17 protein-coding genes and 1 pseudogene are annotated in these 22,742 nt (G+C 57.9%); 4 read left to right on the forward strand and 14 right to left on the reverse strand.

Translation table 11 applies throughout. The annotated features are described in order from the left end of the window. Window position 1: 1 nt before the first annotated feature. From KVQ74_RS11195 to KVQ74_RS11245, 11 genes and pseudogenes are all read right to left on the reverse strand, one after another. On the reverse strand, window positions 2–448 hold the full coding sequence (locus KVQ74_RS11195; protein ID WP_217831135.1) for a DUF421 domain-containing protein: 447 nt from the start codon (window positions 446–448) through the stop codon (window positions 2–4). Window positions 449–455: 7 nt separating this feature from the next. Then, entirely contained in the window at window positions 456–974 is a 519-nt protein-coding gene (locus KVQ74_RS11200) for a hypothetical protein (RefSeq protein WP_217831136.1), read from the reverse strand. A 317-nt stretch (window positions 975–1,291) separates the two neighbouring features. Beyond that, the gene (locus KVQ74_RS11205; protein ID WP_217831137.1) at window positions 1,292–1,444 is read right to left on the reverse strand and encodes a hypothetical protein; all 153 of its coding nucleotides are present in this window, start codon (window positions 1,442–1,444) and stop codon (window positions 1,292–1,294) included. A gap of 57 nt (window positions 1,445–1,501) precedes the next feature. Further along, window positions 1,502–2,728, reverse strand: coding sequence for a zinc-dependent alcohol dehydrogenase (locus KVQ74_RS11210; RefSeq protein ID WP_217831138.1), 1,227 nt, complete (start codon window positions 2,726–2,728; stop codon window positions 1,502–1,504). A 265-nt stretch (window positions 2,729–2,993) separates the two neighbouring features. Next, entirely contained in the window at window positions 2,994–3,248 is a 255-nt protein-coding gene (locus tag KVQ74_RS11215; protein ID WP_217831139.1) for a hypothetical protein, read from the reverse strand. Next, window positions 3,245–3,502: a DUF6555 family protein gene (locus KVQ74_RS11220; protein WP_217831140.1), complete on the reverse strand. Its 258-nt coding sequence runs from the start codon at window positions 3,500–3,502 to the stop codon at window positions 3,245–3,247. The genes KVQ74_RS11215 and KVQ74_RS11220 overlap by 4 nt, the downstream gene beginning before the upstream one ends. 469 nt (window positions 3,503–3,971) lie before the next feature. Then, entirely contained in the window at window positions 3,972–4,973 is a 1,002-nt protein-coding gene (gene cydB, locus KVQ74_RS11225; protein WP_217831141.1) for a cytochrome d ubiquinol oxidase subunit II, read from the reverse strand. A 9-nt stretch (window positions 4,974–4,982) separates the two neighbouring features. Beyond that, window positions 4,983–6,358, reverse strand: a pseudogene (locus tag KVQ74_RS29395) (cytochrome ubiquinol oxidase subunit I). A gap of 18 nt (window positions 6,359–6,376) precedes the next feature. Then, on the reverse strand, window positions 6,377–8,167 hold the full coding sequence (locus KVQ74_RS11235; protein WP_217831142.1) for a thiamine pyrophosphate-requiring protein: 1,791 nt from the start codon (window positions 8,165–8,167) through the stop codon (window positions 6,377–6,379). Between the two features lie 108 nt (window positions 8,168–8,275). Continuing rightward, the gene (locus KVQ74_RS11240; RefSeq protein ID WP_217831143.1) at window positions 8,276–9,214 is read right to left on the reverse strand and encodes a methyltransferase; all 939 of its coding nucleotides are present in this window, start codon (window positions 9,212–9,214) and stop codon (window positions 8,276–8,278) included. Between the two features lie 16 nt (window positions 9,215–9,230). Next, window positions 9,231–10,601, reverse strand: a complete 1,371-nt coding sequence (locus tag KVQ74_RS11245) for an iron-containing redox enzyme family protein (RefSeq protein WP_217831144.1) — start codon at window positions 10,599–10,601, stop codon at window positions 9,231–9,233. Between the two features lie 186 nt (window positions 10,602–10,787). Here KVQ74_RS11245 and KVQ74_RS11250 point away from each other — a divergent pair, with 186 nt between their 5' ends. The 4 genes from KVQ74_RS11250 (at window position 10,788) to KVQ74_RS11265 (ending at window position 13,056) form a co-directional block, all read left to right on the forward strand. Next, window positions 10,788–11,009 carry a PLDc N-terminal domain-containing protein gene (locus tag KVQ74_RS11250; RefSeq protein ID WP_217831145.1) on the forward strand — a complete coding sequence of 74 codons (222 nt, stop codon included), beginning with the start codon at window positions 10,788–10,790 and terminating at the stop codon, window positions 11,007–11,009. 37 nt (window positions 11,010–11,046) lie between these two features. Beyond that, entirely contained in the window at window positions 11,047–11,571 is a 525-nt protein-coding gene (locus KVQ74_RS11255; RefSeq protein WP_217831146.1) for a hypothetical protein, read from the forward strand. A gap of 87 nt (window positions 11,572–11,658) precedes the next feature. Continuing rightward, window positions 11,659–11,907: a hypothetical protein gene (locus KVQ74_RS11260; RefSeq protein ID WP_217831147.1), complete on the forward strand. Its 249-nt coding sequence runs from the start codon at window positions 11,659–11,661 to the stop codon at window positions 11,905–11,907. A 33-nt stretch (window positions 11,908–11,940) separates the two neighbouring features. Further along, window positions 11,941–13,056 carry a carboxylate-amine ligase gene (locus tag KVQ74_RS11265; RefSeq protein ID WP_217831148.1) on the forward strand — a complete coding sequence of 372 codons (1,116 nt, stop codon included), beginning with the start codon at window positions 11,941–11,943 and terminating at the stop codon, window positions 13,054–13,056. 56 nt (window positions 13,057–13,112) lie between these two features. Here KVQ74_RS11265 and KVQ74_RS11270 read toward each other — a convergent pair whose 3' ends face one another. From KVQ74_RS11270 to KVQ74_RS11280, 3 genes are all read right to left on the reverse strand, one after another. Next, on the reverse strand, window positions 13,113–17,243 hold the full coding sequence (locus KVQ74_RS11270) for a CheR family methyltransferase (RefSeq protein WP_217831149.1): 4,131 nt from the start codon (window positions 17,241–17,243) through the stop codon (window positions 13,113–13,115). A 416-nt stretch (window positions 17,244–17,659) separates the two neighbouring features. Beyond that, window positions 17,660–20,143, reverse strand: coding sequence for a hypothetical protein (locus KVQ74_RS11275; protein WP_217831150.1), 2,484 nt, complete (start codon window positions 20,141–20,143; stop codon window positions 17,660–17,662). Window positions 20,144–20,303: 160 nt separating this feature from the next. Then, the gene (locus KVQ74_RS11280; RefSeq protein WP_217831151.1) at window positions 20,304–22,709 is read right to left on the reverse strand and encodes a TonB-dependent receptor; all 2,406 of its coding nucleotides are present in this window, start codon (window positions 22,707–22,709) and stop codon (window positions 20,304–20,306) included. Window positions 22,710–22,742 lie beyond the last annotated feature (33 nt).

Raw genomic sequence — 22,742 nt, forward strand, 5'->3', positions numbered from 1 at the left:
CTCAGGACTCTTGGGGAATCACTGAAATCTTCCCGTTGCGCTCAATGATCGCAAACTTGATCTGCTCGATCTTCTCAATCCCCTGACTGGATCGGGCAGCCTCCATGACGTCCGCTTCCACCAACCGCGCGTTGCGCAGCCGGTGGTGCAGCAGTTTGCCGTTCTCGACAATGATCGTCGGCTCGCCATCAATGAGTCGGGAAACCCATCCCGAGCGCTGTTTCAGCAAGGAAAGGCCGACATCGATGGCGATCAGCGTCACGATCACCAGCATCGCGTTGGTGAGTGAGAAGTCATCCCCCAGCAAGGCTTGTTGCGTAGCTTCGCCAATGATCATCAGCAACACAAAATCGAAGGTCGTCAACTCCGCCAGTGAGCGCCTGCCGGCGATCTTGAAGAGCACCATGAGCGCTACATACATGGCCGCCGCGCGCAGAACCGAGTCCATGGGGCACCTAGGGAAAAATGAATTGAGAGAGCGTCACGCCGCTGGAGCTCGGCGTACTGATATGGCTACGAAACAGCCCCAGGCCGTCGCCACGCAAGGTCAGATACAGGCTGATGTCGCCTCGGGTGTCGGCTTGTAGCCACAGGCGCAGACCATTGGCCGAACTGCGGCTGCGCACCGGTTGCGGCTGCAGGGTCTCGATGCTGAAACCTTCGAGCAGGTCCCCGGTCAGCTCAAGTTCCACCGTCGACTCTGGCGCTGCCGCCATGCTGATCTTCATCGAGTTGGTTGAGCCGTTGCGGTAGAACATTTCATACTTCACCCGGACATTGCCATCCTCCGAGCGTACGTCCCGACTGCTGATCACACCGCGGGAAAATAATCCCGCCAAGGCCAGTGCCACCACCAGCACCAGGACATACCAACCGCAGCGTTCGAAGCGCCAGACCTTCAATTGATACGCCATGTCCTCACGGATCGGCGTTTCCCTGCTGCGCAGATCAGGATGGTGGGTTTCATCACTCATGGTCAGCCCCTCCTCCCCTACTGCACAGCAATGAAAGGGCTGTATACCTTCCAATGCGTATTCCGTAGCCGGTGTTTGGCCTACGGCGAGTAAACGACGTACCACATTCGATAACCTCACCACTGCCCTGCACCTCGGACAACGACATCACAATCATGCCCGCCTTACAGGGCTCGGCGGTGGGCAGAACCAGCGAATGTTCGCGCAGGTAATCAACAGTGCCTCTAGCGGTGGACATCTCAGGTTCCCGAAAACATTGCTGTTCGGTTGACCTTCGCAAGCGCTGTTCAGTTGCGTCTATGCCCTCGCAAAGTCGATCACTGACCCTGCTCGGCAGGCTTGTCCTTTTGTATCTGTAACGACGCCTTGCTTTTGTCGCCATCCTTGTTGGGAGCGTCATTCGAACCTTCGAAACAGCCCTGCAAAAGCAACACTGAACAAAGTCCCAAACAGGCACAGATTGTTTTCATGATCCTCTCCCGCTAAATGATTTCTGTGGCGAGTGCTCTCGTCACAGGTCCGATTGATCATATGGCCGGCACCAACGGTGCGGTCCCGTCCACTTCGGCCAGCGGCATATCGCCGCCGCCCGGCGTGAGGATGACCTTGCGGCAGTCTTCCTGTTTCTTGTCGAAAATCCTGTAGCCCTCGGCCGCCTGTTCCAGCGAGAGTCGATGGCTGATGATTGCATCCGGTTGCAGCCGCCCGGTTTCGATATATCCCAGCAATTCCGGGAGATAGCGCTGCACATGGGTCTGGCCCATCTTGAAGGTCAGGCCCTTGTCAAAGGCGTCGCCGAACAGGAACCCATGGATAAACCCGGCGTACACACCCGGCACACTGACTACGCCCCCTCGGCGCACCGCCGCGATGCACTGACGCAACGCCTTGCCGCTGCTGCCTTCGAGCTTGAGTGTGGCCAGCACGGTTTCCGTGGTGCTGCCCTTGGCCTCGAATCCCACCGCATCGATCACGCCGTCCACACCACGGCTACCCGGCGTCTGGCTGATGATGGTATCCGCCGCGTCATCGTCGTCATCGAAGTTGATCGGGATCACGCCGTAGGTGCGTTGCGCGTAGTCCAGTCGATAGGGATGGTGATCAACCATGAAGATGTGCTCGACGCCGAGCATTCGGGCGCATGCTGCGCTGAGCAGTCCGACCGGTCCGGCCCCATAAATCGCCAGACTCGAACCCTTCCCCACGCCCGCATTGATCACGGCCTGCCACGCGGTCGGAAGAATGTCGGAAAGGAACAGGACTTTTTCGTCCGCCAGCGTTCCCGGCACCTTGAACGGTCCGGTGTTGGCTTTCGGCACCCTCACCCGTTCGGCCTGCCCGCCGGGAATGCCACCGTACATTCGGCTGTAGCCGAACAGCGCGGCCGGCGGAGGTATCAGCTTTTTGTTCATAGCCGCGCCCGCGCCGGTATTGGTCGTCTCGCAGGCCGCGTAGAGTTCCTGCTGGCAGAAGAAACAGTCACCGCAGGCAATCACGAACGGGATCACCACCCGATCCCCGCGCTGCACGGCGGTGACTGCCGTGCCTGTTTCCTCCACGATGCCCATGAACTCATGGCCAAAGATATCGCCGTGCTCGACGGTCGGAATCTTGCCCCGGTACAGGTGCAGATCCGAGCCGCAGATCGCTGTGGCGGTCACTCGAAGGATGATGTCGTCCGGTGCCTCGATAATCGGATCCGGTACGGTTTCGACTCTGACATCATGAGCACCGTGGTAGGTCATTGCTCGCATGGTGGAATCCTCTGGCGATGGAATTGAAGAAGTGCCTCTTCAAGTTCCGAAGGACTCAGCCGCAGTGAGTTCACTCTGCATCACGTATTCCGGATCAGCGGGATGGCGGTACATGGATTTGCCGAGGGAACCCGGCAGGAAACGCGCCGCCGGTAAACGTCGTGGATGCCACGTTCATCGTGAAATGTACCGAAACCATCATCGCCGGATCTTCGCCGTCGAATGATCACCGTATGCTGAGGATCCGGTCGCCGGTACCTTTGCATCATCGAGAATCAGGCTTGTTCATCATTGCCCGCTTAATGCGTATCCAGTCCCGATAAGCTTGCGTACGCTTTGCGTCGGCCCAGGCCTTGGCCTCGGAGAAACGGCTCCAGACGTCAGGTTCATCCAAACCGGCCTCAATGATCCGGTAGGCCTCCTCCTCCAATCGATCCGCCTCGCGAAACATTTCAGTGTTACGTGCAATCTCGGCGTCCCACGCCTGGCTGGTGCTGAGCCGCAGACTATTATCGCTCATCGATCTCCTGCCTCTTCCCAAATGAGGGCAGTGCCTGGTCGCCATTGCACCTCAGTGATACCAAAGCGCTCGGCCATAGGTCTGGTCATGCGCCTGAGTGGCGCGCGTCCCGGCTTGGGGATCGGCGCAATACCTGCATCGCAACTGGCCCACTGCCAAGCGTGAGCATTGTTCATCTCACTGGTGCGGATAATGAATGTTTTCCGATCCCCATGAAGCATGTACTCGATCACAAATAACTCAACCTGGCTCATGAGGTTCTCCTTATGCTCATAGCAAGTGATGCAGGTTGAGTGAGAAAATTCAGAAAGATTGTCGGACAACTTATCGAAAGTTGAATAGATCCCAAAAATCTATACACAAAATTCAACTATGTACAATTTTCACATCGAATAGTGGGCCATTGAGCTTACATGCGTCATCTTGGTTTTTTAGACTAGCCCCCCGTATTCCGGGAGCGAGAGGAAACCGCCGCTCACGACGGCCCTAAACTTAATTGGCTATCGTGTACATGACGAAGAGAACGACTGATACCCAGACAATTGTTAACACGATGGAGTATCCAGCCAGTTGTTTGTCCATATTATTACCCGCGAAAAGTTTGGCGGGATGATCAGTCACTCATACTCATCTCGCAAGAATGGCTTCGGGCTATCACTCATGATTAAAGGGACAGTATAAGAGCCGCGTGGCGGGGAAAAATCACCTCACCACACAAGGGTTTCAGTGGTGCGGCGGCACACGGATTTTGCCGCTGAAGACCCGAAAGCCGTAGGTGTTGTAGACCAGGGTAACCGGCACCAGCACCGCGAAACCCACCAGCATGAATATCTGGCTATGCGCACTCGACGTGGCCGCTTGCAGAGTCAGTTCTGGCGGGATGATCAGCGGATACAACGCGGCCAGCATCAAACCGAACGCGAGGACAAAGACGCCCAACGCCGCGAACAACGGCATGCCGTGAAATCGGCTGCGAAATCCCCAGATGAAGCCCGCCAACAGCCCGACCAGCGCCAGCCCCGCCGGCAACCCGATCATCGGCGATGCGAAACGCCGGGCATATTGCCCGTGCAACGTTGTCGTCCACACCACCAGTACGATCAACAGCCCGACAGTCACCAGCGCCAGCACGCGCGCCTGACGTGTGGCGTGCTGCTGCAGTTCATCGACAGTGCGCCAGTACAGCCAGCATGCACCCAGCCACGCATAGCCGCACACCAGCACCAGGCCACAGAACAACGGAAACGGCCCAAACCACTCCCAGCCGTTGCCGGTGTACTGCCCACCCTGATTAGGTACACCCTGCACCAGTGTGCCCAGCACCACGCCCTGCGCCACACCCGTCAACAGCGAACCGCCCAGCAGCACGCCGTCGACTGCGCGTTTCAACCGCTCGTTTGGTGCATGATCACGGAACTCCAGGGCCATCGCGCGCAGAATCAGTGCGAGGAACATCAGGATGAACGGCAGATACAACGCCGGCAGCAGGATCGCGTAGGCGAGCGGAAACAACGCCAGCAACCCGCCACCACCAAGTACCAGCCAGGTTTCATTGGCGTCCCAGATCGGCAGAATACTGACTGCCATCGCCCGCCTGTGATCGCTGCGGCGGGTCAGACCCAGCAGCACGCCTACTCCCAGGTCGGTGCCGTCAAGGAGCACATAATTCATGACCGAGAACGCCAGGGCTGCCGCGCACAGCAGGGTCGTAATGTCAGTGTCCATGGCCTTTCCTCAGGACCCCCCGGTTTCGTCGGGCAGCGTCGGCTGCGGTCCGGCTTCGCCTCGGTGCGGGGGTTCACGCAGCAGGCGCAGCAACACCCATAACCCGATCGCGAATACCAGCAGATAGAACCCGAGAATCAGCCAGGTCGACCCGACCACTTGCGCACGCGATACCGATGACAGGCTGTCCGCGGTACGCAGCAGTCCATACACGGTGAACGGCTGGCGCCCCACTTCGGTCACCGTCCAGCCACTGAGCATGGCCAGGAACCCTGCCGGCGTCATCAAAACGCAAGCCCATAACCAGCGGCGGGAAATGTACAACCGCTTGCGCCAGCGCAGCAGCAGACTAGCCACCCCCTGCCCGAGCATCAACAGACCCAGGCCGACCATCAGCCGAAACGCAAAGAAGACCGGCGCCACCGGCGGAATATCCTGCGGCGCGAACTCGTCGAGTGCAGCGATGGTCCCACTCAGTCGTGACGCAGATACAGCGAGCCGATACGTGGAATGGACAGTTCCCAGTGATTGCGTCGCTCATTCATGTCGGGCCAGGCGAAAATCCGCAGCGGCTCGCCGGCACCCTCGGGCGGACGCGTCCAGGAGCCTTCTATCGCCGCCACTTTTTGCGGCTGCACTTGCTGGCTATGCCGGCCATGCAGATCGCCGACGACGATTTGCACCGGTGTCAGCACCACCAACACCCACAACGCCATGGATAATTGCACGCGCACCCGAGGGTTGTGGGCAGCCTTCAGCAACTGCCAGGCACTGATTCCCGCCACCAGTGTCGCGGTACCAAGAAACGCAGCAAGCGTCATGTGCACCAGGCGATAGGGAAACGACGGATTGAAAATGATCGCCCACCAGTCCTCGGCAAGAAATCGACCGTCCGGGCCAAGGGAAAAGCCCGCTGGGGTGTGCATCCACGAGTTGGCCGAGAGAATCCAGAACGCACTGAACAGCGACCCGGCCGCCACCGCGCAAGTCGCAAAAAAATGCAAACGTGGACCTACCTTCTTCAAGCCGAACAACATGATGCCTAGGAACCCGGCCTCGAGAAAAAACGCCGCAAGGACTTCATAGAACATCAACGGCCCGAGAATATCGCCGGCCTGAACCGAGAGCCGCGACCAGTTCAGGCCGAACTGATACTCCAGAATCAGCCCGGACGCCGTCCCGACCGCTACGGTCAAGGCAAACACCTTGAGCCAGTAGCGGTAGATATCCAGGTAGATCTCGCGTCCGCTCCTGAGCCACAACGCCTCCAGCACCATCAGACCGTTCGCCAGACCAATGGTGAAGGCTGCCAGTACGATATGAAAACCGATGGTGATCGCGAACTGGATTCGCGCGGCCATGAGCGCGGAGTCGAGAGTGTCCATGGGCCGAAGTTGACCTCGCTATTTGGCCTTGCCGGGCAATACCGCTCCCAGCACCTGTTTGGCCGTTTGCACGATGACACCGGCTTCGTCGGGATCGCCCTTGAGCAGCGTGGTGGCGAATTTTTTTGCCTGTTCCAATTTGATATGCGGTGGCAGCGGCGGCACGTTCGGGTCAGTCTTGAACTCGATCACCACCGGTACGTCCGAGGCCAGCGCCTGCTCCCAGGCAGCGGCCACGTCTTCTTCGCGATCGACAAAAATACCCTTGAGACCGATGGAAATGGCGAACAGGTGGTACGGCACATCCGGAATGCTCTGCGAGGCGACGAACTTCGGATCACCCTCCATGACGCGTTGCTCCCAAGTGACCTGATTCAAGTCCTCGTTGTTGAACACCGCGCAGATCCATTTCGGGCTGTCCCACTGTCGCCAGTACTTGGCGACCGTTATCAGTTCGGCCATGTTGTTCATTTGCATCGCGCCATCGCCGACCAGGGCAATCACCGGCCGCTGCGGGAAGGCGAACTTTGCCGCTATCGCATACGGCACGGCCGCGCCCATGGAGGCCAGGCCACCGGAGAGCGAGCACTTCATGCCTTTGCGGATTTTCAGGTCACGGGCGAACCAGTTGGCACAAGAGCCGGAATCACTGGTGATGATGGCCTGCTCGGGCAAGCGTGGAGACAACTCATACACCACCCGTTGCGGATTGACCGGATCGGCCTTGGCCATGGCGCGTTTCTCAAGCGTTTTTTCCCAAGTGGCGCGCCAGCCCTCGATCTTTTTGCGCCATTTGCGTCGGGATTTGTGTTCAAGTAGCGGTGCCAGCGCCGCGAGGGTTTCGGCGGCATCACCCACCAAGTTGACTTCCATCGGATAGCGCAGGCCGAGCATGTCGGGCTGCAAGTCGATCTGCACTCCGCGCGCCTGGCCCTCTCTGGGCAAGAATTCGGCATAGGGAAAGCCCGAGCCGATCATCAGCAGGGTGTCGCATTCGGTCATCAGCTTGTAGCTCGGCTCGGTGCCGAGCAGACCGATACTGCCGGTGACCCAGGGCAATTCATCCGGCAACACGGCTTTGCCGAGCAGTGCCTTGGCGACCCCGGCACCAAGTTTTTCGGCAATCGCAAACACTTCATCACTCGCCCCCAGCGCACCGGCACCCACCAGAATCGCCACCTTCTCGCCCGCGTTCAGCACCTCGGCCGCGCGTTGCAGATCCGTATCATAAGGCAGCACTTTCGGCTTGCTGTAACCGACCCCGGAATGTGCCGTTCCGTGTGCTCGCGCCGGGGCCTTGTACTCGATATCCTGCAAGTCATTCGGCAGGACCAGTGCGGTCACCCGCCGCTCGCCAATCGCCGTGCGCACCGCACGATCCAGCAGATGGCGCACCTGTGCAGGTGCCGAAGCCTGCTGCACAAAAGCCCCGGCGACGTCCTTGAACATCGAAACCAGGTCCAGCTCCTGTTGATAGTGGCTGCCCAGCGCCGTACGCGCTTGCTGACCAACGATCGCCAGCACCGGCATGTGATCGAGTCGGGCGTCGTACAGACCGGTGATCAAGTGCGATGCGCCGGGGCCTGAGGTTGCGATGCATACGCCCAGTTCACCCGTGAACTTGGCGTGGGCCGAGGCCATGAACGCGGCCATTTCTTCATGTCGGGCCTGCACGAACTCGATCTTGCCCTGCGCACGGCTCAGCGCGCCGAAGCCCCCGTTGATGCCGTCCCCCGGATAACCAAAGATTCGTGTCACGCCCCATTGGCTGAGCCGCTCGACCAGAAAATCGCCCACTGTGGCTGTCATGTCCAACCTCGCTTTCGCATTACGAATGGCTTCCCCGGCACGCCTGTAGCGCAGGCAGACCCGGAAGATGTAAAGGTCTGGACAGCCCGGCGGACAGCGAAGTTTCGATTAGTTGCGAGTAACCGTGAGCAGGGTTACGGCAATGCGCTCGACCTGTTCGTAGCCAGGTTTAAGCAGCTCTTCACCGAAGACGTCCGGATCAAGCTCTTCGTAAGTCCAACTGAAATCAGTGCCCGGCAACGCTTCAACCTGGGCCAGAAAAGGGTCCGCGCCGTGCAGCATGGCGACACCGGTGTACAGCAGCAGCGTGCCCCCCGCCTTCAAGCGTGGCAGCGCCTCGCGCACGATGCGCACCGACAGTGCTTCGCCCAAAGCGCCGCCGCCGTGCCGGTAGGCACGTTGCTGTTGATCGTTCATGTAGGGGGGATTGGCTACCACCAGATCGAACTGGCCTTCGACACTCGCCAACAGATCGCTGTGGTAGATGGCGATGTTATCGGTGCCGGCCAACCCGGCATTGACGGCGCTCAGGCGTAACGCATGCGGGTTGATGTCGACCGCGACCACCTGAGCCTCAGGTTGCGCTCGGGCAATCAGCACTGCGCCAACGCCGGCCCCACAACCGATATCTACCGCGCGCTGGGCCGGAACCGTTCGCCGTTGCAGATGGGCCTCGATGACCCGGGCAAACCGATAAGTGTCCGGACCGAAAAACACCGCATCACTCTGGCTGGTGGGATAGGCTGAATGCACGAACAGCAGGTCATTCAACGACGACCAGCGAACCGTGCTGCGCCACAGCGCGCCTTGTTGCTCAAGTATTCCAGCGCGCTCCAGCGCCTGAAATTGTTCAGCCGAAAATAGTCCTTTATCGAAGGGCATCGACCAGCCGAAGACATCGCGCTGATCCATCGCCAAGGGCCGGTCCGCCCGTTGCATAACCCGCTCGTGGGTCAAAGGCGTCGGGGTGATGAACCGGTAACCGTTCTTGCGCAAGCGCATGCCCAGCTCAAGCAATTCGCGATCGACCCGCTGTTGTGCTGTCATGGAACCTCCGGGATGTTCAGCGCAGGACTTTGCGCAAATGCATGAATCGGCGCGTGGCGTAAAGTCCTGCAGGGCGCCAGTGACGTTGTGGCGCCAGCCAGGGGATCAGGGTTTTCAGTTGCTCGAGCGGCGACTGCGTTTCCAGGGTCTTTTGCAGGGTCAGGGTTTCGCTGTCGCTGGCCTGCCCGACGTCCTCGCGGGCAGGCTTGTGCAACACTCGCGCACGCTGTTTAGCGTCCTCCCAGCCGTCGGCGATCCAGTCATGTATCAGCTGTTTTTCGTAGGCGCTGAACACCCCGAACATCACCGCCGAACTGCCATCGATCAATTGCCAGAAGCGGCTATCGACCGGATCCTCGCCGCGCTTGATCCAGCCTTTGCGGATCAATGCGTCGAGAAAAGCCCCCATGTGACCCGGCGTCGCCAGCCACTGATTGACGGTGCGGTTTTCGATCCGGCAGTAATCGGAATGCATATGCCGACCGAATATGCATTTACGCTCCAGCATTTTCAGCACTTCATGCTGCAAGTCGAACCCCTGGATCACTGCAGTCGAGCCCAGTCCGAGATCGTTCAGCCGGTAGCCCAACGTCATGCGCCGATAGAGTGCGGCTCGCTGTTCCCCCGCAGGCAGCAAGTCATGCAGAGCCTGCACGGCGCGGTGGGCGTGCCCGGTGCTGGCGTTGTCGATGGTCACATGCAGGCGAAAGTAATGCGGATCGATGCCCAATTCACGCAGTTCGTAAGCGCTGATCAACAGGTGCAGCGGCAATTGCTCGTAGCCAAGGTTGTAGCCGATGACTTCGGGCAACAACGAATCGCCGCAATGCCCCAACGCCAGCTGTATTGCGCCTTGCAGAAAGTACTCATCGCCAAGGTCCGACAGATCATCACAGGCATGCTCAGCCAATAGCTGACGATAGATCAGCACATGGTTCTGCCTCGGCACGCCCTCGCCCAGCTCTTCGAGATAGATCTCTTGCAAGTGATCGAAGCGAACGTCTTGCCAGTGGTTCAGCACACCCGCCAACCAGGCGCCATCGACCAATTTCGTCGGTCCGACATGCTGCACAAAGTACAGGGCATGGGATTTGTTCTGAAAATAGCGGCGCCCTTCTCCCGCCTGCCGAGACGCGAGGTAGCTCGCGTATTGCGCGGCGACGGCGGCACAACGGGCCTCCGACCACTGAAAGAGTTGCTCGGGATCGGCAGGTAACTCATTGGCAATGTCTCGTGCGGCCGCCAGATGCTGCTTCACAAAGGCATAGGCAATGGTGCTGGCCTCAGGATCATGCTTGAGCAGTTTTTCGTAGATCTCACGATTCGGATGGTTCGGTCTCTCGTGAAGCGCGACAGGCATGGTGCTCGGGCACTCTATCGATGTCATGGAGCTATCCCCTGTGAAGGCGACAAATGGAACGTCATACACAGGAGAGGAAAAGGCTCAGGGAAAATTCCTTTTATTTGCATGAGCGGCAGCGGCGCATTGAACGTTGCGAACCCGGTAGTCATTCAGGCTGAACCTTTGCTCGCCGCCTCCCCCCAAAACCTTTACAACCGATGGAGGTGCAGCATGGAAACCACATATTTTCTGATCGGCGGCGCAGTGATCGTCCTGCTGCTCGATTTATGGATCATCAATAGCGTGTTCAGAAGCGACAGCCCTATGTTGAGCAAAATCTGGTGGTCGGCACTTGTTCTGCTGCTGCCGATAGTGGGAGCGCTCATCTGGGGCATCACGGGACCCCGAGGCGTCACCAAAGGACCTTCTTCACCGGAACACAGCAAAGGCTGAATTGTGCCGATCCATTCATTGAACAGGACACGCCGCTTTGCCAAGAATCCTCACCAGCCAGACCAGTGAAAGCGAACTCACGGAACACAACGCCAAGATGTTCGGCTCGCCAAAAGAGCGACTGGATTTCTATCGTCGTGAAATCCAGTACGAGACCAGCATCCTGGCCAACCGTACCGACGCCTATCTTGCCGCCCAGTCTTTTCTGGTGATCGCTTTTGCATCCAGCATGGGCAATCTCAACCCCGAGTGGGGCAAGCTGTTCACCCTCGCGGTGCCACCCTTTCTCGCGCTGCTGGGATTACTCAGCTCACTCAACGCATGGCCCGGTATTCGGGCGGCGTATGACATCATCGACCATTGGTATTTCAAGCAGAGTCAGTTGCTGCGCAGCGAGCCGCTGATGGGCCTGGCGTACGACGAATCGCCGCTGTTCAGCGAACGTGAGTCGACTCACAAGGGCTATCGCAAAGCACTGTTGTTTTCGGTGCGCACGCCGTGGATTTTCGCAACGTTCTGGATAGTGCTCGGATTCTGGAGCGTGTACATCCAGGTAGCCTGAGCGTCACGCCCTCCTCCCGTCGGATTCGCTGAACGCCACAGCGAGGCAGGTGCTCAACGTTGAAACAGCCCATGGAAGACCCTCGCCATGAACGCCTTCAAGAATCTGCTCACAGCCACACAAGAAATGAAGCTTCAGGCACTCGACTGCTGGTATTGCGCACTGGACAACCAGCTCTTGCGCATGGACTGCCCGAATGACTACCACGATGAATTATTGCGCCAGTGCGATGAGATGCATCGTCAGCAAATCGTGACATGGGAAGAGTGGAGAGACCTGCGTATCGAGGCCGATCAGGCCTATCTGCGTGCAATCGCCGGTGACGATTATCACTAGGCGCCCGGCTGGCGTACCACCAGGAGCATGGTCATGAGCGAAGGCCCGCGATTCGGCATCGAAGAGGAATACTTCATCACTGATCTGGCGTCCCGTGTCATGGTGGGTCAGCCCTGCCGTGGGGCCATCCAGGCATGCCGGGATGCGCTGGGCGAACACTTTGCTTTTGAAATGTTTCAGGGACAGATCGAGGTCGCCTCGCCGATTTTCACTACTCTGGGCCAGGCCACCGATTACCTTGCCGGCGCCCGCGAGGCCGTGAGCCGCAGCCTGCAGCCGTATGGACTGAGCGCCATCAGCGTCGGCAGTCACCCGCTCGCCGATTGGCGAACGCAGATGCCGACCGATAAAGAACACTTCCAGCAGATCTTCCGCAACTACGGCCATGTTGCCCACCGCAGCGTGTTATCAGGGCTGCATGTACATGTCGAGGTGACCGCCCCTGTCGACCGGGTACAAGTCATGAACGAGGTCTTGCCCTGGACGCCCCTGTTGCTGGCCTTGAGTTGTTCATCGCCATTCTGGGACGGTGCGGACAGCGGCTTCATGAGTTTCCGCCAGACGCTGTGCGATGAATGGCCGCGCATGGGCATTCCTCCGCTGTTTGCCGGTCAGCACGATTACGACACTCACATTGCCCTGCTCATGCGCACAGGCATCATCAAGCGACCGAGCGAATGCTGGTGGGCACTGCGCCCGTGCGCCAGATTCCCCACACTGGAATTGCGCATGACCGACGCCTGTCCCCGTCTGGCCGATGCCCTTACCCTCGCCTCGCTTTATCGATTGCTGATTGCCTACGCCCTGGAGCAGAAGCTACCGGGTGCTTCGTACACGCCGACCTCACGAATCCTGCTTGAGGAAAACCGCTGGAGAGCAAAACGCTCGGGCCTTCAGGGCGCCTTTCTCATCGAAGGCCACGAGCAGACTTTTTCCATCGCACAGTGGCTGGAACATGCCGATCAGGTCATGGGCTCTACCGCTGAGCGGATGCAGATGCATGACATCTTTGATCAGGTACGCGAGATGATTGCCGCCGGCACGAGTGCCGATCGTCAACGGAAAATCTTTCGCCAAGGGCTGAATGACAGACTCCCGACGCCGCTCGCACTGGCGCAAGTGGTAGACCATTTATTACAGGAGACATGAGGATCATCGACACACGATCCTCATTGCCTTGCCAATACATGAAACGTCTGCATCACTCACTTCAGCATGCTGCTACACAGTTCCTCGATTGTTTCTACCAACTCTTCATATTGCACCGGCTTGCTCAAGTGCCGATCAAAGCCTGAAGTTCTGGCTTTCTGTACTTCAGCCGCCACGCCATAACCCGTCAAAGCGATCGCCGGGGTAAATTTGTGCAATTTGGTCTGACGCAACGCCTGAATCAGCTCATGTCCGTCCATGACCGGCATGCCTATGTCGGACAAAATGATGTCGTAATGCTCATCCGTCGCATTGCGCAAGGCAAGCAAGGGTTCACTGAAAGACTTGACCAGCGCATCTTCCATCTCAAGCAACATGCGCATGACATCGACGACTTCTGGAGAGTCGTCCACCAGCAAGACCTTGAGACCCTTTAGCCGGCCTTTCTGCTCGGCCTTGGGTTCATTCTGATCGACATCGATGGTTTGATCCGACAGCGGGAGCAAGACGGTGAAAGCGCAACCGTGGCCGAGTCCTGCGGACTTGACGCCGACCGAGCCGTCATGGGCCTGTACGAGTTGGCGAACGAGCGAAAGGCCGATGCCCAAGCCATCGCGTTGATGACTGTTCGTTCTCGGCTTGGCCTGGTTGAAAAGATCGAAAACATGTTCGATGTCCGCCGGTGCCAATCCGATGCCGTTGTCGATGATTTGCAGCCGTGCGTGACCGTCGTTCACGCCAAGAATCATCTGGATACGGGCATTCTGCTGGGTGAACTTCAGAGCGTTGTGCAGCAGGTTCCAGATGATCTGCTCCAGCCGTGTGGGATCGCCCTCGACCGGCACTGAAACGTCGGTTGACGGCGCGTCAAGGGTGATCTCGGCGCCGGGGTATTCCTCCACGACAACGGCATGGATGTCACGCACGATAATCGCCAGATCCAGCAACTGCGTCTTGAGCTTGAGTTTGCCGGTACGAATCCGTGCCACATCCAGCAGATCATCAATGATGCGTGCCTGGCTGGCGACGGCGTCACTGATGGTCGAAACGGCTTTACTGGCCTTTTCCGCGCTGCGCACCGAAGGCAGGCGACGCAGGATTTCGGTATTCAATTGAATCAGGTTGAGCGGGTGTTTCAACTCGTGCGACATGACGGCGAAAAACTCGTCCTTCATGTGGCTGGAAACCTGGTTTTCCGCCAGCTTCTTGCTTTGCTCTTCATGCAATCGTTTATGGCCGGTCAGATCACGGGCGATTTTGACGTAGCCCATGTCCGTTTCCGCCCGCAACAAGGTCACTTCGCCGCTGCAATAGAAACGGCTGCCGTCTTTGCGCACATGCCAGCGCTCATCCTCGCCGCGCCCGTGTTCACGAGCCTGACGCAATTCATTTTCAGGAACCCCGGCTTTGCGGTCTTCGGGCGAGAACAACAAGTCGTAGTAGATGCCGATGACTTCAGTGCTCTTGTAACCGAAGATCAGCTCTGCACCGGTATTCCAGTCAGTGATTAGCCCCTGTTCATCAAGGATGATGATCGCGAAGTCGTGCGTGCTCTCTGCCACCAGGCGCATGCGTTCCTGACCCAGACGCAAATCTTCTTCGGCCTCGCGGCGTTTGGTGATATCGATGAACGTCAACACCGTACCGTCGATGTGGTTTTCGCTGGAGCGGTAAGGCAACAGGCGTGCGATATACCAACGGTGATCGATGCTGCTGACCTCCCGCTCCATCATGTTCAGCGACTCGAACACCGAAGTCGCATCGTCCGCCAGTTGCGGGTAGTTGAGGCGATGGGTGATGTCGAGCAACGAGCGCCCGGTATCGACCGGCAACATGCTGAAAATGTCTGTCGCGCGCGGAGTGAACCAGCGGATATGCATGTTGCGATCAACGAAGACCGTCGCAATGTCGGTCGATGCGATAAGGTTCGCCAGGTAGTCATTGATTTTGTCGGTTTCTTCGACCTTGGTTTTCAGTTCGTAGTTGACCGTCAACAACTCTTCGTTGATCGATTGCAGCTCTTCCTTGCTGGTTTCCAGCTCTTCGGTGGCTGAGCGCAACTCCTCGTTGATAGCGTGCATTTCCTCGTTGGAGGCCTTGAGCTCTTCACTGGAAGTCTCCGAGTGTTCGATCGTCTCCTGCAAATGCTCTTTGGTACGTTGCAACTCGTTTTCCAGGCTGGTGAGCACTTGGTTTTCGGTCTGCAGGTTCAATTCGAAACCTGGTCCGGCCTCGATCTGCGAGACACTGAACACGATCAAGCGCACGTCCTGTTCGGAAATCTCGTCCTTGTGCGGCTGCACCATGATGTCGACGAAATAATCGCCTTGTGGATCCTGGATGCGAATTTTCCGTGACACGGTCGCTTTACCGCTCTGCTGCGCCTGGAATAGTGTCGTGCGCAATTCCAGGCGTAACTGGGGCATGACCAGCCCCAATACGTTGCGACTCATCTCGCCACCGATATAACGCAGAAACCGTCCAGCCCCTTCGCTCATGTGCAGAATATCGGCGTTGGCATCGACGATCAGGCTCGGCGGTAAACGCTGTTCCAGCGCGCGCTGATGAATATCGGCGTAAGCCACTTTGCGCGTTACCGGCACCATGGGCGGCGGCACAGACATGTTGAACGAAGTGAAACCGCCGCGCGGCATCGTTGGCGTACGCCGGCTGGCGGTCCCCGCCTTGGCACGGAAAATACGGTTGCGCTTATCGACTGGCGTAAACAGATCAGGGCAGGCGTCTGCAGATTCGGACGAACCGAGAAACAGATAGCCGCCAGGGCGCAAAGCGAAATGGAACATCTGCAGGATGTCGCGCTGAATTTCCCGTTCCAGATAGATCAGCAGGTTGCGGCAGACGATCAGGTCGATCTGTGAAAACGGCGGGTCGGACAGCAGGCTGTGATTGGCGAAAAGAACCTTCTCGCGGATTTCCTTGCGCACCTTGAAGCGCTCGCCTTCCTTGACGAAGTACTGGCGCAGTCGGGTCGGCGGCACGTCCGTAAGAATGGCTTCGGGATACTGGCCAGCACGCCCGGTGGCAATGGCTCGCTCATCAATGTCCGTGGCGAACACCTGCACCTTGACCGGGTTGGCTTCGAGCTTCTGATGCTCGGTACACAGGATCGTCAGGCTGTAGGCCTCTTCACCGGTCGAGCAACCTGCCGACCAGATGCGAACCTCTTCGCGCTTGGGTTTTTCCAGCTCACTGCCCATCAGTGGAGTCAGCACATGGCGCTCCAACGCCTCGAAGGCTTCCCGGTCACGGAAAAAGTTGGTGACGCCAATCAGCATATCGCCAAGCAGGTTGCTGGCTTCTTCGGGATTGTTTTCCAGATAATTGAAATAGGTCGGCAGATCCGGTTGCGCTGTCACTTGCAGGCGACGCTCGATACGTCGCAGCACCGTGGCGCGCTTGTAATGCTTGAAGTCGTGTCCCGTGCGGTTGCGCAGCAGCAACAGAATATCCTGCAGAGTCTGCTCGGCTAAAGCGCGCTCTTTCTCTGGGGTATCTGATGGCATCTGCATATCGTGCGGCTCAGGCAATGTAATGGTCAGCGAGTTGCGCCACAGTTCGAGAATTTTTTGCGGTATTTCGGCGACGGGCAGCACCACATCGACCATAAGTGTCGCGATGGCCGCTTGCGGCATGCCGTCGAATTCAGCGTCTGAAGGCGCTTGCACAATGGTTACGCCCCCCTGCTCCTTGATCCTGGACAGCCCGACAGCGCCATCACTGCCAGTGCCTGACAGCACGATGCAGAAAGCATGTTCTTTGTGTACATCAGCCAGATCCCGGAAAAACAGATCAATTGCCACATGGCTACCCACCGGCCGATTGGTGGGGATCACCCGCAGATAGCCATCGTTCATCGATAGCTGACTGGCAGGCGATATCACGTAGACATTATTGCGTTCGATGGGGCACGGATCATTGACCTGGCGGACGGGCATCGATGTGCAGTCCTGAAGAATCTGATCGGCCACACTTTCGTGATTGGGAGACAGATGAAGGACAATGACAAACGCCATGCCACTGTCGGCAGGCATCTGCTCAAAAAATGTTTTCAGCGCATTGAGACCGCCCGCCGAGGCGCCGATTCCAACGACCGGGAACGATAAATGACTGGGCGTAACGCCTTCCCGTTGTGGCAGGGAGTTGGGGCGTTTCGGAGTCGACTTCATCTTCCATTCCTATTCATTCGAGCAACATGCTTACTTATTAGCATGATTGTAAGAGGCATGAGGCAAGCAGGGTAGGAAGATTTTGAATACATCGTCTTCCGTCACATTTAGGCATCGCCAAGCAAGGTTTAGCAGCAAAAAAATACCTAAGCGTCGTCCATACCCAGGATTGATTGTGGTGGCCTAATTTTTCAGGACAACTCGATAAGGTGGATATCGCAGCGGTATGGTTTAGTTTTTTCCGCTTCCCCACTGCGCAACAGATCGGAGTGACGCAAAAGTAAGCTTATCGGATTTAGAGCTGAAGCTTTCTGTCCGAATGGGCATTAGGCACGGGAGTATCCATCAAGGCCGAAACTAAGCTAGATTCAGTAACAACACTCTCCATGCACGGACTTCTCTCTGCATCAACTACTTTACGCCGCATCTTTAGCTACCATCCCGTCCCATGCATCCACCACTTCAGCCGGTGAATAGCTCACCACCGGACGCTGGCGAACCACAGCCACGACCACAGGTTTGAGATAGAAATTGGCCATTGCACGGCGTTGGTCTTTAGCAGCAAATATCACTTCGAGACTTTTTTGCGATAGCGCCTTTTCCAAGTTAGCGTTCACACTGTCGATCTCCTCCCTGGCAAGCATGAAGGCGATAGCCAAATACTCCAACTGAGCCTGGATGATGCTGATGATCAAAACACGATCTTCTTGAACCAGTTTGCCCATCAGCTTGGCAGAGATTGCGGTGGCAACGATACCTCCGATAATCCCACCTGCTGTGCGGCCAACCATCGCGCCAATTGGCCCCAGGGGAGCCGCCAGAATCCCCCCCGCGATGGAACCCACCGCGCCACCCGCTACACCTGAGGAGGCGACAGCAAGGTTCTTCGCAAATTGCGCTTTAGAAATGCGACCACGCGCCAGCTTGACGAGATCTGGACCGGTTGTCACAGCGATAACCGCGATGGAACTGATCAGCGTCCCCCGTAGCGCTTTGTTCAAGCCACTTTTGCTCACTCCCATACCTTGAGCCAGTAACCCGCGTGTACTCGGCGCCAGACTTGTAACATCAATCAAGGTCAGAGATCGCTGGATGAACTGGACGCGATGTAATTGCTGAGCCGCAACATACACCGTCAGGCTGCGACCAAAGCTTTTTCCGGCCTGGATAGAGGCGACTTGCAGAGCCTTACGGCGATCTTGAGTCTTCAGATAAAACAGTGTCGCGCTGACCCCGAAGCTGATACCCCCGGCAACGGTCCCTACCACGACCCCTTCGGTGATGTCATAGGCGATGGACTCGAAAGTACCAAACTTGGTAATACTGCGCGCCTGGCTATACGTCAGATGACCTTTGCGGATTAGCTTCACCGCATCTTTAGGATCCGAGACGCCTGGCACCTTACCCTCGCTAATCTTGCGCTGGAGCGTGCGTACTGCATCAACATATTGGTCTTTGGGTACCTCGATCTGCATGGCACGCCCTTGCTGGTCGAAGTACTTGTAGCCACCCTGTTGCCCGTCGAAAGCAGCCCCGACACTACGGGCACCGGTCGCACAGTATTTAGTCTGAATCATCTGACCCTGTACCAACCGGTCAGCACCATTTTTGGCATTATTGTCGCCAAGAATCTCTGCCTGGCGCCCCATCATGCGATCAACGCGATGGTTAGCCTTTTCGGCGGCAAATCCATGGCCTTGGCCACCGGCGGCAAACAACTTGTGATTTGCGTCCCAAGCGCTTCCAGATGCCATCAGCACAAAACCATTCGTGGCGGCGTCGGCCAGGAACTCCTCTTGAGGCTTGTCACGAACACTCAGGCATACCTGCTCGGTTTCAGCACAAATCGTGGAGCAGAACCACTCTGCGTCATTCGCACTGCTGCGAACTTCGGCAAGCCCGCACGCGGTACAGCAACTGATACGCTGTGACAAGGCAAAGGCACACCAAAAACGACCGTCACGAAAATCCTGGAACTGGCCAAAGCTCATTTGCCGCTCTATGAAGTCCTGGGCAGCGGCACCTTCAAACCCGAACGCACTGCGCACAATTGCACTGAGTGCCTCAGAGCGATGACGAACTTGCTTGAGCAGTACGCCGTGAAGTGCCTTGTATCGATTGCGGTACCAGTTTTCGGCAAAAACCCAGCGCTGCCCCGCCACCTCCATTTCACGCAAGGTGCCTGCGCCTGTCAGGTAAGAGAGACGCCCATTGAAAAGGGTTTCGACTTCCTTGGCATCAAGAATGCTGTCAGCGGCCAGGACTTTAAGTGTCTGGCTAACATTGAGCGAGGTCTGTACTTCTAACGCCTCGCACGTGCTGGATTCCAGCGTGGAGCGAGCATGGTCCTGGCTGATGGCATAAAGCTGCACGATTACCGCCACACCCCAATAGAAGTAAGCGGCAACTTCAGCGCCAGGCCAGCGCAGCATTTCAAAAAACACCGGTACCAAAGCGCAAACCAGCAACAACGCAAAAGCGCCGTGAACACAACGATGGAATTCTTGATCCTTCTTCAGCAGCCACTCTTCTGCCAGGTTGTTCACAAGGCTGCGCCTGCTCTTGCGGTGGACGACCAGCATCACCCCATACAACATGGCAGGCAGTCCAAACTTCAGGCTGGCAAACGCCCCGGGAGGAAGCTTCGGGTGCCACCCGAGTACCGCCCAACAGAACGTCAACGCGAACGTTGCTGCAGTAGTCAGCCAAGCTGCACCGGCGCGAAGCTTAAGCGGTTTAGTGATGGCCTCCACCGAGACGCCATAGACAGCAGGTAGCCCCAGCGCAACCAACCCAGCCAGACCAAGCACAAACTGGAAGGCTAGTCCGATGAAACGGAGCAACTTGGCCATCAGTGCCAGTGCGATGAATACGACGATAATGCCGACAATAACGCCCATTAGTTTTCAGCCGACAGGGTGAGAAAAACGATGGGGAGTCGCGCGCTTCCTTGCAATGGCATAACGCCCTCGATAAAGGTCCATGAGGGCGCGATTGATATCATATAGACACTATTTCGGCCAGTATCCAATCAGCCGATAGTGCAGGCTGAGCGTCGGCTCAGAAGTCGACCGTCGCCGACAACAAATAAGTTCGCGGCGTGGCGAGGGTCAGTCCTGGTTCACTGTCATCCGACGCCCCGGCCGAACTCCAGTAGCGTTTGTCCGCGACGTTCTCGACATTGGCCCGCAAGGTGATGTTCTTTTCATCGACCTTGAAAGCGTAACGCGCGCCGACATCGAAGCGTTCCCATGCCTCGATTTCCTTGTCGTTGGACTGATCCAGGTATTGCGAACTGGAGTAAATGCCTCGCCCGGTCAACGTCAGGCCCTTCACGTTCGGCACGTCCCATTCGGCGCCGAGGTTGACGTTGTACTTCGGTGTCGCTGGCGCGCGATTGCCGTCGAAGGTGCCATTGGTGGTGTTCTTCAACTCGCTGTCGATGTACATGACGCCGCCGAGCAGGCGGAAGCCGTTGAGTGGTTCGCCGAATACATTCAACTCCACGCCGTCGTTCTGGCGCTTGCCGTTGGGGCCGAAGACGCGCGTCACCGCGTTGGTTTCGTAGGCTGGCTGCTTGATACGGAATACGGCCGCCGTCACGCCGAACGAGCCGGCGTCATATTTGGCGCCGACCTCGACCTGACGGCTGATGAAAGGCGGGAAGATTTCGTCCTCGTTGACCGAGGTCGACGGTGCGATCTTGCCCTGGCTCAGGCCTTCCATGTAGTTGGCGTACAGCGACAGTTTGTCGGTGGCCTTGAACAGAACGCCACCGGATGGCGAAACCTTTTCCTCGTCGTAGGCCGTGTCACCTTTGACGTCGTTGCTCCAGTCATCGACCTTCACTCGCTGCCAGCGCGCCCCCAGGGTGACCAGCAAACGATCGTCAAAGAAGCCCATCGTGTCTGCCAGCGCCACGCCGCTGAAGCGGTTTTCGGTGTAGACCTCGGCGTCCTGGCGCGTCGGTCGTACTGGCGTCGGCGTCTCGACCGGGTTGTAAATATTGCTCGGGGACGCCGCGTAACGGGCACCGCCGTTTTCGAAGTCCATGTAGAAGTAACTGGCCGCGAGGTTGATCTCATGGCTTACGGGGCCGGTATGGAACCAGTTGCGCACCCCGGCGGTGGCCGTGCGGACGTTTTCGTCACGGGTGAAATCCCGGGGCTGGACGCTGAAATCACCGGCATCGTTGGTGACCGAAACGGCGTGTCGGAGGAAATCGTGATTGCTTTTACGCGCACCGACACCGCCGTAGAGCATGGTCGAATCGTTGACGTCGAACTCGGCGTTCACCGTGCCGAAAGTGTCCTTGGTGCGCGCTTTGCTCCAAGGCTGTGCGTAGTTGCGGTGAACATCATTGGCGCTTGGCACCCGGGCATTCGCGCCGACCTGCACACGCTCCTGCGGCGCATCGGTGTCACGCTCGGTGTGGCCGACATCGGTCGACAGACGCAGACGCTCACCCCGGAAATCCAGACCCAGCACCTCCATGTCGCGATCGACGCTCTGGTGATCCCATTCGGTATCGCCGGACTGCTTCACCCCGTTGAAACGAATACCGAACTTGTTGTCCTCACCAAACCTCCGCCCGACATCCACCGCCCCGCCCACCTGATTGTTGGAGGCATAGTTGGCCGTGAGTGACGTGATCGGTTTGTCGGTGGCGCGCTTGGGCACCACGTTGATACCCCCGCCCACACTGCCCCGTGGCGAGATGCCGTTGATGAGCTGGGTCGGACCTTTGAGGATGTCGACGCGATCGGCCATTTCCATGTCGATGGTGTAGGTCGGCAACACGCCGTAGAGGCCGTTGTACGCGACATCGCTGTTGAACAGGCTGAAGCCGCGAATGGTGAATTGTTCGTAACGTCCGCCGGCCGGGTTAGTGGCGCGCACGGAAGGATCGCTGGCGATCAGATCGCCCAGGGTGCGGGCTTGCTGGTTCTTGACCGCCTCGCTGGTGTAGGTGGTCATGCTGAACGGTGTTTCCATGAAGTCACGGGAGCCGAGCAACCCCTGCGAACCGCGCCGTGCAACCTGACCGCCGGCATAGACGTCGCCGCCGGTTTCATCGTTGACACCGAGAATCGAGGTCGGCGCCAGTTGCAAACTACTACCCTCCGCCGCTGGCACCAGAATGTAAGCACCCTCTCCCACGGGTTGCAGTTGCAGGCCGGAACCGGCGAGCAACCGCGCAAATCCTTCCTCGACGCCATATTCCCCGGACAAACCCTGACTGCTGCGACCGCTTACCAGCGCCGGATCCACCGACAGATTGACCCCGGACAACCCGGCGAAACGGGTCAGCGCGGCGCTCAGGCTGCCGGCCGGCACCTGATAACTGCGGCGGGCGGCGGCATCGTCGGCCCAGCTCACCGGAATCAACAACGGACTGGCACTCAGGCTCAGCATGAAGCTCAACTGCAACAACGGACGCAAACGACTCGGGAATACTGCGGGCATTGGAAGAAGCTCTCGTTTTCAGTTCACTTACCT

This window comes from Pseudomonas botevensis (assembly GCF_019145475.1).
Taxonomy (GTDB): domain Bacteria; phylum Pseudomonadota; class Gammaproteobacteria; order Pseudomonadales; family Pseudomonadaceae; genus Aquipseudomonas; species Aquipseudomonas botevensis.

Bases quoted from the DNA above. Each gene is read 5' to 3' on its own strand.
- KVQ74_RS11195 (WP_217831135.1), bottom strand. From the start codon at position 448: ATGGACTCGGTTCTGCGCGCGGCGGCCATGTATGTAGCGCTCATGGTG.
- KVQ74_RS11200 (WP_217831136.1), bottom strand. From the start codon at position 974: ATGAGTGATGAAACCCACCATCCTGATCTGCGCAGCAGGGAAACGCCG.
- KVQ74_RS11205 (WP_217831137.1), bottom strand. From the start codon at position 1,444: ATGAAAACAATCTGTGCCTGTTTGGGACTTTGTTCAGTGTTGCTTTTG.
- KVQ74_RS11210 (WP_217831138.1), bottom strand. From the start codon at position 2,728: ATGCGAGCAATGACCTACCACGGTGCTCATGATGTCAGAGTCGAAACC.
- KVQ74_RS11215 (WP_217831139.1), bottom strand. From the start codon at position 3,248: ATGAGCGATAATAGTCTGCGGCTCAGCACCAGCCAGGCGTGGGACGCC.
- KVQ74_RS11220 (WP_217831140.1), bottom strand. From the start codon at position 3,502: ATGAGCCAGGTTGAGTTATTTGTGATCGAGTACATGCTTCATGGGGAT.
- cydB (WP_217831141.1), bottom strand. From the start codon at position 4,973: ATGGACACTGACATTACGACCCTGCTGTGCGCGGCAGCCCTGGCGTTC.
- KVQ74_RS11235 (WP_217831142.1), bottom strand. From the start codon at position 8,167: ATGACAGCCACAGTGGGCGATTTTCTGGTCGAGCGGCTCAGCCAATGG.
- KVQ74_RS11240 (WP_217831143.1), bottom strand. From the start codon at position 9,214: ATGACAGCACAACAGCGGGTCGATCGCGAATTGCTTGAGCTGGGCATG.
- KVQ74_RS11245 (WP_217831144.1), bottom strand. From the start codon at position 10,601: ATGACATCGATAGAGTGCCCGAGCACCATGCCTGTCGCGCTTCACGAG.
- KVQ74_RS11250 (WP_217831145.1), top strand. From the start codon at position 10,788: ATGGAAACCACATATTTTCTGATCGGCGGCGCAGTGATCGTCCTGCTG.
- KVQ74_RS11260 (WP_217831147.1), top strand. From the start codon at position 11,659: ATGAACGCCTTCAAGAATCTGCTCACAGCCACACAAGAAATGAAGCTT.
- KVQ74_RS11265 (WP_217831148.1), top strand. From the start codon at position 11,941: ATGAGCGAAGGCCCGCGATTCGGCATCGAAGAGGAATACTTCATCACT.
- KVQ74_RS11270 (WP_217831149.1), bottom strand. From the start codon at position 17,243: ATGAAGTCGACTCCGAAACGCCCCAACTCCCTGCCACAACGGGAAGGC.
- KVQ74_RS11275 (WP_217831150.1), bottom strand. From the start codon at position 20,143: ATGGGCGTTATTGTCGGCATTATCGTCGTATTCATCGCACTGGCACTG.
- KVQ74_RS11280 (WP_217831151.1), bottom strand. From the start codon at position 22,709: ATGCCCGCAGTATTCCCGAGTCGTTTGCGTCCGTTGTTGCAGTTGAGC.